We start from the raw sequence: 16933 nt of genomic DNA on the forward strand, positions 1-16933 counted from the left end.
GTTTACCAGACGGCTAGTGTCTATGGTTAAGGCACAGCAACGGCGTGGAGTTTGCTTCAGTGATATCATTAAAAGTTGCCCATAAAGTTATTATCGGCTTTGGGTTTATCGCCTTGTTGCTATTATTGTCCAGCGGCTCTGCACTGCAGAGCTTTGCAGCAATTAATCAGTCCAGCGACAGAGTTAATGCCCTTGCGGTGCCCGTACAACAACAAAGTAATGCAGCGCAAATTCAACTGTTAAAACTGGCCAAGTTATCGGCGTTGGGTTTTACAGCAGAACAAGACAGCGAAATCAGCCAATATCAACAACTGTTTAACAGCGGCAGCCAAACTCTGCATGCTCTGCTAACCGATCTGGCTAAGCTTACCAGCGCCGAACCCGCATTTACGCAAACCCTGAATGATATCGACAACCGCTACCAGCAATATGCCGCAGCAGTTGATACGATGTTTAATGCCAGGCTACAAAGTATTGCTATGCAACGTCAGATGCTGACCGAACTGACCGGGCTCGAACAGCTGATTGATAATATAGGCGCCAACCTGCTGGACATCTCTTATCTTGAATTACCGGGCGGCAGACAACAAATGGAGCTTATTGCAGGCAGTGCAAACCGTATCGACGGTCAATTACTGGGTTTGTTGAATACATTAAAAGAAGTAGCGGCCTACAATGAGCTGACAGCGGCAGAAACCGGCCAGGAAAATATCAGCTTTACCCTCAGTGATATGCAGGTCAATGTCGACTATCTGGCTAATATTTTGGATGAGCTCGATACTGATGGTTTATGGCAAAATACCACGGAACAACTGGCTCAACTGACCACCAGACTGGAAAGCTCAAACAGCCTGGCCAGCCTGAAACTGCAACAGGTTAGCGCGCAGCAAACAGCGCGGGTGCAACTGAATCTGTCAGAGCAACGGGTTGAGCAGGTTATCGTTGCACTGGATAAATTACTCTCTGCTGCTGACACCCAGTTCAGCACTTTACAACAAAATGTGTCTGACTCTGTCAGTTCCGGCAATACCCGCACCCTCAGCCTGATGTTGGTGCTGATTTTGCTGGCTGTCGCTGCAGCCTATCTGACAATAAACGCTATGCTGCGCCCGTTAGCCGGCATTAATAAGGTGTTGGGCGACATTGCTAAAGGTGACTTAACCCGCAAACTGCATATTACCAATCAGGACGAATTTGGTGCTCTGGCCGCCAAGGTAAACAGCCTGATTAATGCACTAAGCGCACTGATTATTAATATTCAGAATAATGCTACAGAGCTTAATTTAAACGCCAGCCAGTCAGCACAGGAAGTGGGTGAAATTAATGACTCGCTACACCAACAGCAGCGCCAGATTGCGCTGGTAAACGATGTTACCCGGCAACTGGCAGACAGTACCCGCGATATTGCCCTGCAATCGTCTGAAACCACTGCGGCAATGCAACAGGCATTATTACAAGGCGAACAGATAGACTTAATTGCCGGTCAGAATAATAAACTTATCAATCATCTGGCAGACCAACTGACAGCAACAAGCGCAGTAATGAGCAAGGTAAACGACGAAGCCAATAACATCGGTAGCATTTTGGCTACCATTCGCGGTATTGCAGAGCAAACGAATTTGCTGGCGCTAAACGCAGCGATTGAAGCAGCCCGGGCCGGAGAGCAAGGCCGCGGTTTTGCTGTTGTCGCTGATGAAGTGCGCTCACTGGCCGGACGAACGCAACAGGCCACTGACGAAATCCGTCAAATGATCGAAACACTACAGCAACAAAGTAAACAGGCTGTACAGGCTATTACCAATGGTAAAGCAGACGCAGACAGCTGTGTGGCGCAAACGCTGGAGCTGGTGTCTTCACTTGTTCTGGTGAATCAGGCGATAGCCCAAACCCAGGATATCAGCAGCCGGGTAACGGCCGCTACCGAAATGCAACTGAGCCTGGGCCTGGCTATAGATAAAAATATGCAACAGATGGTCAATATTGCTCATATCAGTGGCGAAAAAGCCAGCCGTACTTTACAACACAGTGATGGCGTATCTGAACTGGCAGTAGAACTACAGCAAGCTGCCAGTGCCTTTAAAATATCCTGATGACACAGATAAAACACTACAGTGATTTTATGCTGTGGTGTGCTTATTTAATACGATGGTTGTTTAAACGGTGATTGTTTAATAAAGCCGTTGTAAATGCGAAGGTATTTGTAATACAGCGGCATCCTGCCGCTTTTGTTGCTTATCCTGAGCTAAGAAAAGGGCTGGACAATGTCCAGCCAGGCAGGAAGTATCTTTGTGTCCCTTTGTTTTTATTTCGATTCCATTCACTATTCATAGTGCCAAAACAGCAACAAAAAACCCGATGAAAACATGATATTGCTGCTAAACCATTGCAAATTGTTGCTCGCGCTGTCTTTTTTGCTGCTTTTTTAAGCTTTTCGCATCAATCAGTTCAATATTGGCTTCATGAGCAAATATTAAGGCCTGATTACTAAAACCGGCGTAGCTCACTACAACACCACTGCTGAAATCCGCAGCCAACATCTGTTGGAACAGTGCGCGGATTTGGGAAATATCAACGGATTGATTCTTCTGCTGTATATAGACCAGTTTTTCGCCGTCGCCCTGCAGACATTTATAATCGGGGCTAACACGGCTGGAATACGTCAGCTTGCCTTGTCGCAGTAAAAAGCGTTCTGCTTCCTGCATAAATTGCTGCTGTTTGTCTGCCGAAGATAAAAACGCCTTTATCGGGCGCGCCAGCCCCAGCAGCTTATGCTGCTCATCCAATTCAAAAAATGCTAATACGTTAAAGAACAATGCCACCATAAACATCAGCACAAAGGTCCACAACATAAAGGCTGACCAGAAAGCTGATAACACCCACTGGTTGTCGCTCAGCAGCAAAGAATGTTCAGCAAAGAACAGATAAACAGCACCGGCGATAATGCCAAGGCCGGTACTGACAGATGAGATAAGTAGCCATTTATTTTTCATATCAACCTCAAGTCCATATGCAACAGCCTACAGTATCAATCTGATGCTGAGATTTTTCTTAACAAGAAGTTGATAAATGGATTATAAAGACGCTGCTTGCTTAATTTTACATCAATTGCAGTAGGCCAAAGCGTCAGAAGCAGTAGCAAAGCGATAAGAAAAGTTAAACTGCCGGACAAACTTTTCGGCATTCACTTTACGGCCTCCACCACTATCGTTGGCGAAAATGGCGGGTGTTTTACCTGCTGACACAGCCGCCTGCTGATAAAAATCCTGCCGTATTATGGTTAACGGGCAGCTGAGATTGAACACTCCGCTACAAGGTGTAGCGCCAAGTAACAGCTTTACTGCTGCAATGATATCTGCCGAATGCAGCATATTAATTGGCGCTGTTGCATCAGGTAGCTCCTTACCTGCGGTAAAACGCCCCGGGTGCCGCCCCGGGCCCATTAACCCGGCAAGACGCAGTGTTAATGCAGGTTGAAACTGCTGCAATGCCTGCTCACCTTGCCACAATAAACTGACCCGGGGCTCTTCAATTTGTAATTGCGCAGTTTCATCGACTTCACCTTGCAGCCCCTGATAAATACCGGTAGAGCTAAAATGTATTAGCTGCCTGCTACCGGCTGCCGTTGCCAACCCGGCGAGCTGCTGCAATGCGGTTATATAGTGCTGTTGCCTCTGATCCCGCCCCGGAGTGATAGCACAAATAACGACTGCATCATGCAAAATAGGCATTATGCTATCTTTATCGCTAGCAGCACTATTTAAATCCAGCAAAAAACCGGTTATCCCTACAGGAAAGTGAACCAGTGCTGAAACTGAACGACGGCTGCCATACACCTGATGGCCCTGCATTATAAGATCGGCCGCCAATTGCTGCCCTAACCAGCCACAGCCTATAATAACGACTTTCATACTGTTTCTACCTTGGCAGGCAATACCGCATAACGGCCAGTAAATTCAACAGCAAGTTCACCTGCCGAGAACACCTGCACTTTAATATGCTGTACGGCTTTACGCCCTTCAGCTAACATTTCCAGAGCGCCGGAACATTGTTGTAATGCGCAGCGTGCCTGTGGCTGTGCCGCTACCGGCCTGAGATATTTAATTGTCGCATCTGCCAGAACCTGGTCGCCATGCAGCCCCAATGCCTGCAACTGCAGATATAACATGCCCCAGCCGGTCAACGTTGCCAGTGCATAAATACTGCCGGCAAACATGGTCTGGTGCAGGTTAATGTTTGGTGCCAGCGGTGCCTCGCAGCATATTTCATTGCCATCAAAGCTGGCGATAGTCAGTTGCATATACTGGCTAAGCGGTATGGTCTGCTGCCAGGTATTATGTAACTGACTGCACCACAACTGGTGCTGCTCTTTAGTGCCTGCCAGCCGGATCTGCTTTTGCATAACAAAGTGTGCAATACCGTATAGCTGAGGGCCCATGGCAGTTTGGCGGTAACCATTGCGTTGATAAAACGCCAAAGCAGTATCACGGGCATTTAATCTGATATAACCGCAACCCCATTTTACCGCCTGTAACTCCAATGCGGCTAATACTTTGCCACCGGCACCTTTGCCCTGATGCTCAGTAGCAACTGCCATATAACGCACCTGAGCCCCACCTTGTTCAAGCTGATGCAAACGCCCAATCGCTGCAATATCGCCTTGTGGTGTCAACAACATCAGATGATAAGCCTGCGCTTCCAGATCGTCGCGCTCAGAACCGGGTGGCTGCTGCCAGGGCGCACGCAATATTTGCCATCGCAAATGATAATAACGTTGCCACTCGTCAGGTGTGGCGGGCGAGCGTAATTGCCAATGCCGCATAAAGTACAACTCCGAAAAATTAGCTTTGCAGTAAAAACGTTACCGGGCCGTTATTCACCAAACTCACCTGCATATCAGCTGCAAATTGTCCCGTTGCGGTGTTCAGGCCAAATGAACGGCAATATGCCACAAAAGTTTCGTAATACTGGTTGGCTTTGTCGGGTACTGCCGCAGGGGTAAAACTTGGCCTTAAACCCGATTGGGTATCAGCAGCCAGCGTAAACTGTGATACCACCAGCAAGCTGCCGCCAGCCTGCTGTACATTAAGGTTCATTTTGCCATTGCTGTCTGAAAACACCCGGTAATGGCAAACCTTGTGCGCCAAGCGGGTAATATCTGCCGGTGTGTCATCAGCTTCAACCCCCAGCAGCACTAACAGACCGTGCTCAATTTGGCCGATAACCGCACCGTTAACGGTAACTGACGCCTGATCAACCCGCTGGATCAATGCTTTCATCTTATAACTTAACTCCGGTTTCGTCTTCAGACGGGTCTATTTGGTCTGGATCATCAGCGTCGGCTTTTTCAGTATCGGCAGCGATTTGCTGCAGCAAGGCCGTCATTTCAGCCCCCAGCAATACTACCAGCCAGCATAGATATACCCAGACAAAGACAATCGGCACTAATGCCAGTGCACCGTATAGGGTGTCGTAGGCCGGAAAATGCGTTAAGTAAACCGCAAAGCCGCGTTTAGATAACTCAAACAGCAGCATCGCCAGCAGTGCACCAAAAAAGGCATGCCGGGAACGTACTTTGACATTAGGTACCACAAGATATAAAAGAAAAAACGCCAATAAAGACATCAGATACGGTACCACACCCAACAACAGCGTAGACAATCCCGGAGTGTAATCCTCAGCGAGACGGGTTAGCCTAATCAGATAAGAGGTTACCGCGATGGATGAACCAAACAGAATCGGCCCTAATGTCAGAATCATCCAGTAAATCGAGAATGAGATAACCGGCCTTGGCCTTTTGGTTACCCGCCAGATTTTGTTCAGTGTTTTATCAATATTGTGAATAAGCAGCAACGCAACAAACACCAGCACCGCAATGCCTATTGCCGTCATACCGCCGGTATTGCCAATAAACTGGTTAATGTAGGTTTGAATCTCGTCACCACGCGAAGGAATAACATTGGCGTAAACAAAAGCCTCGATCGTCTGACGAAACTGAGCGAACATCGGAAAAGCACTTAACATGGAAAACATCACTGCGATCAAAGGCACCACAGACAACAGAGAGATATAAGCCAGATAACCGCCAATCATACCAATTTGATCCTGCTGGCAACGCTGGATATAGAGTTTGATAAAGCGCACAGCAGTTTTTAGGTAGGATTGCCACTCGGGCAGCATAACGCCTCCAAATCACATAGAATACTATCAAAGGATACAAGAAAAGCAGTGGCTCAACCAGCTTGGCAATAACCTAACCCTCTGAGTGCTAAAATACCCCAGAAAAAAGGCCAGCATCATGCTGGCCTTTTGTACACGTATCGATCGGTATTAACCGCGGCTGGCGCGCTTACGATCGTTTTCAGTTAAGTGACGCTTACGGATGCGGATCGACTTAGGTGTTACTTCTACCAGTTCATCGTCATCAATAAATTCCAGTGCCTGTTCCAGCGTGTAACGCACTGGTGGCACAAGATTAATTGCTTCGTCGGTACCAGAAGCTCGCACGTTAGTTAATTGCTTACCTTTTAAACAGTTTACAGTCAAATCGTTACTGCGGCTGTGAATACCGATAACCTGGCCTTCGTACACTTCTTCAGCATGACCAATAAACATACGGCCACGTTCCTGCAACGAGAAAATGGCATAACCGGCAGCTTTACCCATGGCGTTAGAGATCATTACACCGTTGGTGCGCTGGCCGATAGTACCGCCTTTATGCTCACCGTAGTGATCAAAGCTGTGGTACATCAGGCCTGTGCCTGACGTTATGGTCATAAACTCAGTACGGAAACCAATCAAACCACGGCTTGGCATTAAGAAATCCATGCGGATACGGCCTTTACCATCTGGCTGCATATTGGTCATTTCAGCTTTACGCTCACCCATACGCTCCATGATAGAACCCTGGTTTTGCTCTTCACAGTCGATGGTAACGTTTTCCATTGGCTCCATCTTCACGCCGTCAACCACTTTCATGATAACTTCAGGGCGTGATACCGCTAATTCGAAACCTTCACGGCGCATATTTTCAATTAATACGCCAAGGTGCAATTCACCACGGCCGGATACTTTAAATTTATCGCCGTCTTCCGTCTCTTCTACCCGCAGGGCTACGTTATGTTTCAGCTCGTTAGTTAAACGCTCTAAAATCTGGCGTGAAGTAACAAACTTACCTTCTTTACCGGCGAAAGGTGAAGTATTGACCTGGAAGGTCATAGTAACGGTAGGCTCATCTACCTGCAGGGCAGGCAATGCTTCTACTTTAGTGGTGGCGCAAATAGTGTCAGAAATTTTCAGCTCACCCAGGCCGGTAAAGGCTACGATGTCACCGGCGTTGGCTTCGGTAGTTTCAACACGCTCTAAACCTAAGTAACCAAATACCTGGCCTACTTTACCGTTACGTTTGCTGCCGTCAGCACCAACAATAGTGACCTGCTGGTTTGATTTTAAGCTACCGCGTTTAATACGGCCGATACCAATAATGCCCAGGTAGCTGGAGTAATCCAGCTGTGACACCTGTAACTGAGTTTCGCCATTTAGCTCAACAGCTGGCGGTGCTACGTGCTTAACAATAGCTTCAAATAAGTCAGTAATATCGGTTTTTGGCACGTTATGATCTAAAGTTGCCCAACCGTTTAATGCAGAAGCGTAAACGATAGGGAAATCTAACTGCTCGTCAGTGGCACCTAAGTTATCGAACAAATCAAATACCTGATCGATAACCCAATCCGGACGTGCACCCGGACGGTCGATTTTGTTTACTACAACAATTGGCTTTAAACCGTGTGAAAACGCTTTTTGTGTAACGAAGCGGGTTTGCGGCATAGGGCCGTCAACGGCATCTACTAACAACAGCACTGAGTCGGCCATTGACAGTACGCGCTCAACTTCGCCACCGAAGTCAGCGTGGCCCGGCGTATCAAGAATATTAATGTGGTAACCATTCCAGCGCACCGAAGTGTTTTTTGCCAGGATAGTTATACCGCGCTCAGATTCCTGCGCATTCGAGTCCATTACGCGCTCCTGTAATTTGGCGCGGGCGTCGAAGGTGCCAGACTGCTGTAGCAGTTTGTCAACCAAAGTGGTTTTACCATGGTCAACGTGCGCAATAATGGCAACATTGCGCAGCTTGTCTAAGTATGTCGCGGTAACGCTCATGTAAATATATCCTCTGTGGCACTAGATGACCGTAATGACCACCAGGCAAAACTAACTGAAACGAAAGGGCGCACATTCTACTCTGTTTTTGCATGGAAATAAAAACAGCAACTGCAGTTTAAGCAATTTTTTTTCTCACAGGCCTCAACAGCATCTAGACTTAAGCCCGCTGCAAGTGCACCATAAAAACGCAACACAGCACCACACTGGTGCAATACTGGTTATGGCGACGCTGCGTCAGCCGTAAATATAGATATAAATCAAATGCTTAAATGTTTGGCATATATCTGGCATTTAATGGAGCAACACCGCTAAATCAGTTCAAAACAGATTAATTGGAGGAATGCATGTCTGCATCATCTGTACTGAGTTTAATTAAAGAAAATGAAGTGAAGTTTGTAGATTTACGTTTTACCGACACCAAAGGTAAAGAACAGCACGTGACAATTCCGGTTAATCAGATCACCGACGATTTTTTTGAAGACGGCAAAATGTTTGACGGCTCTTCTATTGCTGGCTGGAAAGGTATTAACGATTCAGACATGATCCTGATGCCAGATGCGTCTACCGCAGTACTGGACCCGTTCTTTGAAGAAACCACACTGAACATTACCTGCGACGTTATCGAACCCAGCACTATGCAAGGTTACGACCGCGACCCACGCTCAATTGCCAAGCGCGCTGAAGAGTATCTGAAGTCTACTGGCATTGCTGACACTGTGCTGTTTGGGCCAGAGCCAGAATTCTTTATGTTTGACGACATTCGTTTTGAAACCACGATGTCAGGTTCTTTCTTTAAAATTAACTCTACTGAAGCCGCATGGAACTCAGGCACCAGCTATGAAGATGGCAACAAAGGCCACCGTCCTGGCGTAAAAGGCGGTTACTTCCCGCTGCCACCGGTAGATTCAGGCCACGATATCCGTAGCGCTATGTGTATGGTACTGGAAGAAATGGGTCAAACCGTTGAAGCCCACCACCACGAAGTTGCTACTGCCGGCCAAAACGAAATTGCTACCAAGTTCAACAGCCTGACCAAAAAAGCAGATGAAGTGCAGCAACTTAAATACGTTATTCATAACGTAGCGCACCTGTATGGCAAAACTGTTACCTTTATGCCAAAACCATTAGTAGGTGATAACGGTTCAGGTATGCACTGCCACCAGTCTCTGGCAAAAGATGGTGTAAACCTGTTTGCCGGTGATAAATATGCCGGTTTGTCTGAAACAGCGTTGTACTACATCGGCGGTATTATTAAACATGCTAAAGCTATCAACGCCTTTACCAACCCGTCGACTAACTCGTACAAGCGTCTGGTGCCACACTTTGAAGCACCGGTAATGCTGGCTTACTCTGCACGCAACCGCTCAGCGTCTATTCGGATCCCGTTGGTACCAAGTGCTAAAGCACGTCGTATTGAATGTCGCTTCCCGGATCCGGCAGCTAACCCATACCTGGCTTTTGTTGCTCAGCTGATGGCTGGTTTAGATGGTATCCAGAACAAGATCCACCCAGGCGATGCGATGGATAAAGACTTATACGACTTACCGGCAGAAGAAGCCGCTAATATTCCACAGGTTGCAACCTCACTGGAAGAAGCGCTGAACGAGCTGGATAAACACCGCGCAGTCTTTACTAAAGGCGGTGTAATGTCTGATGCGATGATCGATGCCTATATCGACATTAAACGTGCTGAAGCCCGTAAAGTGGCTGTAGCCGTGCACCCATTGGAATTTGAACTGTATTACAGTGTTTAAATGACAATCTGATTAAAAGCTCACTTCGGTGAGCTTTTTTTTTGTAGAAAATTAAACCGAAGCAAGCTAGAGTAATCGGATGGAGTAACAACAATAAATAAAATGGAACCTGCAAAGTATATGAATAAAGTATTGTTTATTTTAATAATGTTGCTTTGTACACCACCTTTGCCGGCCCAGGAAAACAAAAAAGTATTTGTCACACGCGATGCCAATGGCGTACTGGTATTTTCTGACAGCCCGCAACCCGGCGCAGAAGAGCTGACGCTATCAACCCGGGCCAATATTATGGCCGCAACAGACCCTACCTTACCCGCCCGCAAAGCTCCAGCCGCAGAGCCTTTTAATGTTGAGATTGTGCAGCCTGAAGAACAAGGTACAGTGCGTGACAATACCGGCTCTGTTTATGTATCTGGCAAAATCAGCCCGATGTTTGAACGTGGCTTACGGGTGCGCTTGTTATTAGACGGTAAACCACAGGGTGAGCCACAAAATAACGCGGTATTTATTCTGCGCGATGTACACCGCGGCGAACACAAATTGCAGATGGAGCTTTTTGATCAAAGCGGCAAGCTTATTGCAACAAGTCCTGTAACGACCTTCTATTTACATAGAACATCGGTAATCTCACCAAATTAGTGCGTACGCTATGCAATTCAGCCTGAACTGAATTACACTGCAAAACTAGCGCACCAACTTGGTGCATAAGGTGAAGCAGTGACAAATACAGTAATAGCAACTGAACAATTACACGCTCATATCAGCGAACAACTGACAACTGCAATAATGCTATTGGACGCCGATCTGATGATCCGCTACTTCAATACCGCATGTTGTGCTGTGTTGGGCTTGGGCGAAAAGCGCCTTAGTGCGCAATTTTTCCCGGATTTATTCCAACATTGCGATATTAACGCTAACCATTTTGTTAGTGCGCTAAACAGCAAACAGGGTTTCGGTGTCAGTGATGTACAAGCCGTATTGGCCGACGGTCGTCATCTGTTGCTGGATATTTCAGTCACTATCTGCGAAAACCCGCCAGAGCATTTATTGCTGGAAATTCGCCAGGTTGACCAACAACGCAAAATCAGTCTGGAAAGCCTGCAACAACATCAGCACCTGGCAGCGCGGGAATTAATCCGCGGCCTGGCACACGAAATTAAAAATCCACTTGGCGGTTTGCGCGGAGCCGCACAGTTACTGGAAGAATCGTTAAACGATGAGTTAAAAGAATACACCCAGCTTATTATCGCGCAGGCTGACCGGCTGCGTAATCTGGTAGACCGGCTACTGGGGCCCTACCGGCCAGCACAGCGCGTTAGTGCCAACCTGCATCAGATTATTGAACAAGTGCGCCAGCTGGCACTGATGGACAACCCGGCATTAGTGCAGTTTAGCCGCGACTACGACCCCAGCATTCCCGACTTTCCGTTTGACCCGGAGTTAATTGAGCAAGCCCTGCTGAACATAGTGCGTAATGCCCAGCAAGCTCTGGAGCAAACTGAGCAACCGGCAATTTGCCTGCAAAGCCGTGTGTTACACCAACACACTCTGCATGGCAAGCGCTACAAGCTGGTGGCACTGATCCGGGTTATCGACAATGGCCCAGGTATTCCTGCCGATATTAAAGATACCTTATTTTACCCGATGGTCAGTGGCAAAGCCGGTGGTACAGGGCTTGGCTTGTCTATTGGCCAAACCCTGATCCATCAGCATGGCGGCTGGATTGATTGTGACAGCTGGCCCGGCCATACCGAATTTACGTTATACCTGCCAATTGCAGACACTGAGGATTGAACTAATGAGTCATACTGTGTGGATTATTGATGACGACAATTCTATCCGCTGGGTTCTGGAAAAAGCCCTGGCCCGCGCGGATATTTTATGTGAAAGCTATGCCTCAGCCGATTTAATGCTGCAGCGGCTGGAGTATGATCAGCCTGCTGTTGTGGTGTCAGATATCAGGATGCCCGGTACTGATGGCATGGCTTTACTGAGTAAATTGCAAGAGCTGGCCCCCGAGCTACCGGTGATCATTATGACCGCGCATTCTGATCTGGACAGCGCGGTTAACGCCTTTAAACGCGGCGCTTTTGAATATCTGCCAAAGCCCTTTGATGTCAATGATGCAGTGGCGTTAATCAGCCGCGCTCTGGAACACGCCAGTGCACGTCAACCTAAGCATAAGGCTGCAGCCCCTACTCTGTCGCCGGAAATTATTGGCGAAGCGCCGGCAATGCAGGAAGTTTTCCGCGCTATTGGCCGGCTGGCACGTTCCAGTATCAGCGTATTAATTAATGGCCAGTCTGGTACCGGTAAAGAGCTGGTCGCACGGGCTCTGCACAAGCACAGCCCACGCTGCGAATTGCCGTTTATTGCACTGAATATGGCCGCAATACCAAAAGATCTGATTGAGTCAGAGCTGTTTGGCCATGAGAAAGGTGCTTTTACCGGTGCGAATAATCTGCGCAAAGGCCGCTTTGAACAAGCCGATGGCGGCACTTTATTTCTCGATGAAATCGGCGATATGCCGCTGGATGTGCAAACCCGCTTACTGCGGGTACTGGCAGATGGCCAATTTTACCGTGTTGGCGGCCATCAGGCGATTGGTGTAGATGTACGCATTATTGCCGCTACCCACCAGAACCTTGAGCATCTGGTCGGTGAAGGCAAATTCCGTGAAGACTTATTCCACCGACTAAACGTGATTAGAGTACATTTGCCGCAATTAAAAGAACGGAAGCAGGATATCGCCAAACTGGCACAGCATTTTTTATTGCAGGCGGCAAAAGAGCTAAATGTTGAGGCGAAAACCCTGACCAAGGAGGCTGAGCAGTTTTTAAGCCAACTCGACTGGCCCGGTAACGTGCGTCAGTTAGAAAACACCTGCCGCTGGCTCACGGTAATGGCCAGTGGTAAACATATTGTAGTGGCCGATTTACCGCCTGAGCTGACATCGCCACAAAAGGCTGCACCAACAGTGCTCAATGGCCAAGGTGGTAGCTGGCAGGATTTACTGGCAGGCTGGATCAGCCATAAGTTAAATGCCGGCGAAGAGAATATTCTTGCAGAAGCCGGGCCGGAGTTTGAGCGCACAGTGTTACAACAAGCACTGCAGTTTACCCACGGCCATAAACAGGAAGCAGCAAAACGGTTGGGCTGGGGGCGCAACACCCTGACCCGTAAACTTAAAGAACTGGATATAGAATAAATAACGAGGCCGGGCGTTAAAACGCACCGGCCTGCTGTTAGCTGTAAGAAACGCCTACAGTGTGATGTACAAAGTGAATATCTCAGGAATCACTGCGCTGCTGCTTTTTTTGCTGCCATTTTTGCCGTTTTTCATTTAGCTGCTGGCGTTGTTCATCTGTCAGCACCTGCAATACCTGATGCTGTAATTTCATCGCGGCCAGCCGTTTGTCTACGGCTTGTTGTTGCTGCTTTTCTATCAGCTGACGTGCAGTGACTTCATCAAAGGTATCTGCAGCCAGTAAGTCACGCATTTGTTGGCGATCTGCCTTGTCAGGCCGGGCCGCTTTTTGCTCGCTACGGTGTTGTTGCATCAGCTGTTTGATCTGTTCCCGCTGGCTATCAGTCAATTCCAGCCCGGCCAGCATGCGCTTCATCGGAGCATGCTGCATGTGGCGGCCATGTTCATAACCTGCGGCTTTGTGTTCATGTGCTAAAGCAACACCAGACAGGCTGCTGGCAGTAAGTAAACCTAACGCAAAAATCAGTTTTGATACTTTCATCGGATGCACTCCTTTATTAAGACAGGCTAAGCATAAAACTCCCAATGCAAAGCAACGCAAAGGCCGGGTAAAGATTCTGTAAAGCTATATTGCGAGGCACTTACATTAGGTAAACTCATAACAAATAAGGAGTGGTTATGCCTGCAATTTTAATGATCGACGATGATACCGAACTTTGTGAACTGGTAGCGCAATATCTGGCGCTGGATGGCTTTCAGTTTACTGCCGCCCACGACGGCCAGCACGGTCTGACTATGGCTCAAAGTGGCGACTACCAGTTAATTCTGCTCGATATCATGCTGCCTGGCATGGATGGCCTGTCGGTGCTTAAAGCGCTGCGAGCCAGCCAGTACTGTCCGGTATTAATGCTAACCGCCCGTGGCGATGATGTTGACCGTATTGTTGGCCTTGAGCTGGGCGCAGACGATTATCTGGCTAAACCCTTTAACCCACGCGAACTGGTTGCACGTATTAAAGCGATATTGCGCCGGGTTGAACTGACACAAGCCCCCAACAGCACCAGTGACAGCGTGCTGAACCTGAACGAGCTGTTGCTAAACCCGGCTAACCGGCAACTCAGTTGTAATGGCGAAGTTGTCGCGCTAACCGCCACTGAGTTTCAACTGCTGGAACTGCTGATGCGCCGCGCCGGCGAAGTGGTCAGCAAAGACGAGCTCAGCCGCGAAGTATTAGGCAAACGGCTGCAAATGTATGACCGCAGCCTGGATATGCACATCAGTAATATTCGTAAAAAAATTGCGGTATATAGCAGTGACGAAAAAATCCAGACCCTACGCGGCAGCGGTTATTTGTTTTTACAAGGTAAAGTATGAGCTGGTTAACTCACCTGAACCCGTTTCACTATCTGGCCGGGCGGATTTTTCTCTGGTTCTGGCTGGTATTGTTAAGTGCTGTGTTTGCTACTCTGGGCTTATCACGGGCTTTAGTTGAGCAAACCGAAATCCGTCGCTTGCCACATAATGTAATTCAGCAGCTACAGCAACAACTTGCACCGCTGGCCGACAGCAAAAACAGTGAGCATTTACTTGCCCGGCTGCAACAAGACAGCCCGGATCGCTGGCTGGTAGTCGATGCGCAAACCCAAAGCGTGCTAACCCCCCAGCTGTTGCCGCGTGACTTTGATCAGCACTGGCTGACTGAGCTGTCGCAATTATCGCGCCCGCGCTGGCTAAAACACCACAACACCTCGCTTGCCGGGCCTTTTATTTTACAGCTTGGTGATGAAACCCTGGCACTGTACCAAAAAAGACAACGCCCGCCGCAGCCATGGTGGCGGCTGAGCGAAATTCCGCAGCATGTATTAATGTTATTTACCTTACTTATTTCAGCCGTTGCCAGCTTTGTGCTGGCGGTATCCATCTCCCGCCCGCTACGTGAGCTGTTGCAGCGTAACCTGCAATTTGCCGATGGCCAGCTTAATAGCCGGGTAACCAGCCTGATTAAGCGTAAAGATGAACTGGGACAATTAGGCCACAGCTTTAATACCATGGCCGAACGCATCAGTGCCCTGTTAACCAATCAGCAGCGCTTACTGCGTGATATCTCGCACGAGTTACGCTCGCCGCTTGCCAGAGCGCAGCTGGCGCTGGGCTTGACCGAACGTCAGCAAAATCTTGAGCAGGTCCCCAGGCTAAAGCAAGAGCTGGACCGGCTGGATATTATGCTGGATGAACTGCTGACCTTCAGTAAGCTGGATGCAGGCCAGTATCAGCTGCAACAGCAACGTTTCGATTTAACCGAATTGCTGTCCGATATTATTGATGTTAACCGGGTAGAGGCGGATGTAAAGCAACAACAAATACTGATGCAAGCGCCGCAACACCTGGAAATAACCGCCGACAGCAGGCTGCTGGCACGGGCCATTGAAAATATTTTGCGTAACGCCATTAAATACGGGCCGCCAAACAGTGCAATAACCTGTGCTGTCACTCAGCTACAGCAACAACTGGTGTTACAAATTTGCGATCAGGGGCCGGGTATTGCCACCGATCAGCTTGAGGCAATATTCGAACCCTTCTACCGGGTTTCTGACAGCCGCACCAGCAGCACCGGTGGCACCGGGCTTGGCCTGGCAATAGTGGCGCAAATAATCCGCCAGCATGGCGGCAAAGTGTATGCAGCCAATGCCGCCGAGCAAGGGCTTTGTATCACTGTGCAGTTACCGCTACACTAGCGCCACAATACTGATTAAAAGAGTCTATTTTGACAGCAAGTGATTTTCCACAGTGGCAGACCAGCGGTAACGCTGTCGATCTGGCTGACCGCTGGACGCAGCAATTACAGCCATTCTGGCAAAATATGACCTCAGGCGTACTTACCAGCAGCGATGGCCTGAAACTGTGTTACCACTACCATCAACACCCCAACACGCGCCATGCAGTGGTGATCAGCGCAGGCCGGATGGAAATGGCAGTAAAATATGCCGAACTCTGTTTTGAACTCGCCAGTTCAGGCTACAGTGTTTTTTTACTCGACCACCGGGGGCAGGGCCTGTCGCAGCGTGAACTGGGCAACCCACATAAAGGTTATGTAGCTGATTTTGTTCTGTATCAGCAAGATTTAGCCCAGTTTATTCAGCATATTGTGCTGCCAACCGGTCACAGCAGCCATATTGCGCTGGCACACTCAATGGGTTGCGCCATTCTTGCCGGTTATTTACAACAACAGCCGCACCCGTTTAGTGCTGCCATACTGGCGTCCCCTATGCTGGGTATTTATACCGGCCTGGTGCCAGCCCGTTTCGCCGAACCACTGGCACTGGCATTTGGTGCTGTTAACCGGGCGCTTAGTCAGCAGCCCTGGTATTTTCCAGGCCAGCATAATTATCAGGAAAAAGCGTTTGCCAATAACCCCTTAACCAGCAGTGCAGAGCGCTATCAGTGGCTACATCAGCTATATCGTACTTACCCCGACGCCAGGCTTGGCGGCGTGACAACCGCCTGGGTTGGTGCAGCCATAATAGCCATGCGGCGCCTGCAGCAAGAAGCTGCTAAGTGGCACACGCCAGTGTTAATGCTACAAGCCGGTGACGATAAAGTCGTCAGCAATTACGCCCAGCAGCTTTGGTATCAGCAATTACCTGCAACGGTTTATCACCGCAGTGTTGTGCTAAGGCCAGCGCGACATGAAATTTTTATGGAAACAGACAGCATCAGGCGACAGGCATTCGCTGCTATTAATGATTTTCTGGCACAGCTGCCAGGCTAAGCTGCTTTTGCTACAATACCGCCTTATTATGCCGGAGAGCCA

15 protein-coding genes are annotated in these 16933 nt (G+C 48.6%); 8 read left to right on the forward strand and 7 right to left on the reverse strand.

Annotation, left to right across the window (positions count from 1 at the left end):
* Nucleotides 1-59 precede the first annotated feature (59 nt).
* On the forward strand, nt 60-2090 hold the full coding sequence (locus MJX74_RS17455) for a methyl-accepting chemotaxis protein (protein ID WP_240224305.1): 2031 nt from the start codon (nt 60-62) through the stop codon (nt 2088-2090).
* 285 nt (nt 2091-2375) lie between these two features.
* Here MJX74_RS17455 and MJX74_RS17460 read toward each other — a convergent pair whose 3' ends face one another.
* The 6 genes from MJX74_RS17460 to typA all read right to left on the reverse strand — a co-directional run bounded on the left by MJX74_RS17460 (nt 2376) and on the right by typA (nt 8157).
* Complete coding sequence (locus MJX74_RS17460) at nt 2376-2990, reverse strand: restriction endonuclease (protein ID WP_240224306.1); 615 nt, start codon at nt 2988-2990, stop codon at nt 2376-2378.
* A 111-nt stretch (nt 2991-3101) separates the two neighbouring features.
* A complete protein-coding gene (locus MJX74_RS17465) occupies nt 3102-3908 on the reverse strand; it encodes a Rossmann-fold NAD(P)-binding domain-containing protein (RefSeq protein ID WP_240224307.1) in 807 nt (268 codons plus the stop codon).
* Nucleotides 3905-4819: a bifunctional GNAT family N-acetyltransferase/hotdog fold thioesterase gene (locus MJX74_RS17470; protein ID WP_240224308.1), complete on the reverse strand. Its 915-nt coding sequence runs from the start codon at nt 4817-4819 to the stop codon at nt 3905-3907. Before MJX74_RS17470 ends, MJX74_RS17465 begins: the two co-directional genes overlap by 4 nt.
* A 19-nt stretch (nt 4820-4838) precedes the next feature.
* Nucleotides 4839-5276: a D-aminoacyl-tRNA deacylase gene (gene dtd / locus MJX74_RS17475; protein ID WP_240224309.1), complete on the reverse strand. Its 438-nt coding sequence runs from the start codon at nt 5274-5276 to the stop codon at nt 4839-4841.
* Between the two features lies 1 nt (nt 5277).
* Nucleotides 5278-6177, reverse strand: coding sequence for a virulence factor BrkB family protein (locus MJX74_RS17480; RefSeq protein ID WP_240224310.1), 900 nt, complete (start codon nt 6175-6177; stop codon nt 5278-5280).
* Between the two features lie 150 nt (nt 6178-6327).
* Nucleotides 6328-8157 (reverse strand): translational GTPase TypA, encoded by a 1830-nt coding sequence (gene typA, locus MJX74_RS17485; RefSeq protein WP_240224311.1) that lies wholly within the window; start codon nt 8155-8157, stop codon nt 6328-6330.
* A gap of 347 nt (nt 8158-8504) precedes the next feature.
* Here typA and glnA point away from each other — a divergent pair, with 347 nt between their 5' ends.
* The 4 genes from glnA to glnG all read left to right on the forward strand — a co-directional run bounded on the left by glnA (nt 8505) and on the right by glnG (nt 13122).
* Nucleotides 8505-9914 carry a glutamate--ammonia ligase gene (gene glnA / locus MJX74_RS17490; RefSeq protein ID WP_240224312.1) on the forward strand — a complete coding sequence of 470 codons (1410 nt, stop codon included), beginning with the start codon at nt 8505-8507 and terminating at the stop codon, nt 9912-9914.
* A gap of 120 nt (nt 9915-10034) precedes the next feature.
* Nucleotides 10035-10553: a DUF4124 domain-containing protein gene (locus MJX74_RS17495; protein ID WP_240224313.1), complete on the forward strand. Its 519-nt coding sequence runs from the start codon at nt 10035-10037 to the stop codon at nt 10551-10553.
* Nucleotides 10554-10631: 78 nt separating this feature from the next.
* Entirely contained in the window at nt 10632-11708 is a 1077-nt protein-coding gene (glnL, locus tag MJX74_RS17500; protein WP_240224314.1) for a nitrogen regulation protein NR(II), read from the forward strand.
* A gap of 4 nt (nt 11709-11712) precedes the next feature.
* Complete coding sequence (gene glnG, locus MJX74_RS17505) at nt 11713-13122, forward strand: nitrogen regulation protein NR(I) (protein ID WP_068233005.1); 1410 nt, start codon at nt 11713-11715, stop codon at nt 13120-13122.
* 82 nt (nt 13123-13204) lie between these two features.
* Here the strand turns inward: glnG and MJX74_RS17510 are convergent, their stop codons facing one another.
* Entirely contained in the window at nt 13205-13663 is a 459-nt protein-coding gene (locus MJX74_RS17510) for a Spy/CpxP family protein refolding chaperone (protein ID WP_240224315.1), read from the reverse strand.
* 137 nt (nt 13664-13800) lie between these two features.
* Here MJX74_RS17510 and MJX74_RS17515 point away from each other — a divergent pair, with 137 nt between their 5' ends.
* The 3 genes from MJX74_RS17515 to MJX74_RS17525 are packed head-to-tail and all read left to right on the forward strand — an operon-like array spanning nt 13801 to nt 16891.
* Complete coding sequence (locus MJX74_RS17515) at nt 13801-14496, forward strand: response regulator transcription factor (RefSeq protein ID WP_240224316.1); 696 nt, start codon at nt 13801-13803, stop codon at nt 14494-14496.
* Nucleotides 14493-15857, forward strand: coding sequence for an ATP-binding protein (locus tag MJX74_RS17520; protein ID WP_240224317.1), 1365 nt, complete (start codon nt 14493-14495; stop codon nt 15855-15857). The genes MJX74_RS17515 and MJX74_RS17520 overlap by 4 nt, the downstream gene beginning before the upstream one ends.
* 29 nt (nt 15858-15886) lie before the next feature.
* Nucleotides 15887-16891: an alpha/beta fold hydrolase gene (locus tag MJX74_RS17525; protein ID WP_240224318.1), complete on the forward strand. Its 1005-nt coding sequence runs from the start codon at nt 15887-15889 to the stop codon at nt 16889-16891.
* The last annotated feature ends 42 nt before the right edge of the window (nt 16892-16933 follow it).

The organism is Rheinheimera hassiensis, from assembly GCF_022436675.1.
Classification (GTDB): Bacteria; Pseudomonadota; Gammaproteobacteria; order Enterobacterales; family Alteromonadaceae; genus Alishewanella; species Alishewanella hassiensis.

Coding starts and splice junctions, on each gene's coding strand:
- MJX74_RS17460 (WP_240224306.1), bottom strand. CDS start 2,990: ATGAAAAATAAATGGCTACTTATCTCATCTGTCAGTACCGGCCTTGGC.
- MJX74_RS17465 (WP_240224307.1), bottom strand. CDS start 3,908: ATGAAAGTCGTTATTATAGGCTGTGGCTGGTTAGGGCAGCAATTGGCG.
- MJX74_RS17470 (WP_240224308.1), bottom strand. CDS start 4,819: ATGCGGCATTGGCAATTACGCTCGCCCGCCACACCTGACGAGTGGCAA.
- dtd (WP_240224309.1), bottom strand. CDS start 5,276: ATGAAAGCATTGATCCAGCGGGTTGATCAGGCGTCAGTTACCGTTAAC.
- MJX74_RS17480 (WP_240224310.1), bottom strand. CDS start 6,177: ATGCTGCCCGAGTGGCAATCCTACCTAAAAACTGCTGTGCGCTTTATC.
- typA (WP_240224311.1), bottom strand. CDS start 8,157: ATGAGCGTTACCGCGACATACTTAGACAAGCTGCGCAATGTTGCCATT.
- glnA (WP_240224312.1), top strand. CDS start 8,505: ATGTCTGCATCATCTGTACTGAGTTTAATTAAAGAAAATGAAGTGAAG.
- MJX74_RS17495 (WP_240224313.1), top strand. CDS start 10,035: ATGAATAAAGTATTGTTTATTTTAATAATGTTGCTTTGTACACCACCT.
- glnG (WP_068233005.1), top strand. CDS start 11,713: ATGAGTCATACTGTGTGGATTATTGATGACGACAATTCTATCCGCTGG.
- MJX74_RS17510 (WP_240224315.1), bottom strand. CDS start 13,663: ATGAAAGTATCAAAACTGATTTTTGCGTTAGGTTTACTTACTGCCAGC.
- MJX74_RS17515 (WP_240224316.1), top strand. CDS start 13,801: ATGCCTGCAATTTTAATGATCGACGATGATACCGAACTTTGTGAACTG.
- MJX74_RS17520 (WP_240224317.1), top strand. CDS start 14,493: ATGAGCTGGTTAACTCACCTGAACCCGTTTCACTATCTGGCCGGGCGG.